The organism is Candidatus Protofrankia californiensis, from assembly GCF_900634765.1.
Taxonomy (GTDB): domain Bacteria; phylum Actinomycetota; class Actinomycetes; order Frankiales; family Frankiaceae; genus Protofrankia; species Protofrankia californiensis.
The window spans coordinates 10,810-11,444 of the sequence record NZ_CAAAFT010000006.1; the positions used below are offsets into that span (position 1 = coordinate 10,810).

Consider the following 635-nt stretch of genomic DNA (forward strand, 5'->3'; position numbering starts at 1 on the left):
GGACGTGCCCGGACTACCCGGACCGGGATGATGATTAAGAACTCGGGGTTCGGGTTCGTCGAGAGGTTGACAGGTCACGACTTTAACGTTTTGGCCATTGGTTCAGCGGTGTTGCGGAGGTTCAGCCGTGCAGTCGCAGGCAAACGGTGACGCCCCCACCGATCCCCGATTCGGGGTCGGTCTGCTGTCCATACAGGATGCTGCCCGCTGCCTGGCGCTGCCGCCGCGAACATTCCGCCGGTGGGCCGTCAGCTATGAGGGACAACCGCTGGTACACGTTCTGCCCGCCGAACAGCGACAAGCCCGTGTTCCGTTCATCGCCCTCGCCGAGGCCCACGTCCTGACGGCGCTGCGCCAGGCCGGACTGCGAATCGCGAGGGCACGGCCCGCGCTTAAAGCCCTCCAGCGAGAGTTCGGACGCGACTACGTCCTGGCCGCCCGCGAGCTGGCAACGGACGGCATCGACCTGCTGTGGGACTTCTCCCGCAACATACCCGGTGACGGTGAACCCCTGATGGTCGCCGGCACCAACCAGCTGGTCTTCCGGGAGATCGTCTCCGGTTACTTGAAGTACCTGACCTGGGCCGACGACGGCTATCCCCGGATGCTGCGCCTCGCCGCGTTCGAGCCGGCGG

At 65.8% G+C, this 635-nt stretch carries 1 protein-coding gene; it reads left to right on the forward strand.

Going from position 1 to position 635, the window contains the following annotated elements:
* Nucleotides 1-127 precede the first annotated feature (127 nt).
* A partial coding sequence (locus DD1DGNOD_RS00245) for a hypothetical protein (RefSeq protein ID WP_131765454.1) occupies nucleotides 128-635 on the forward strand: 508 nt, incomplete at its 3' end.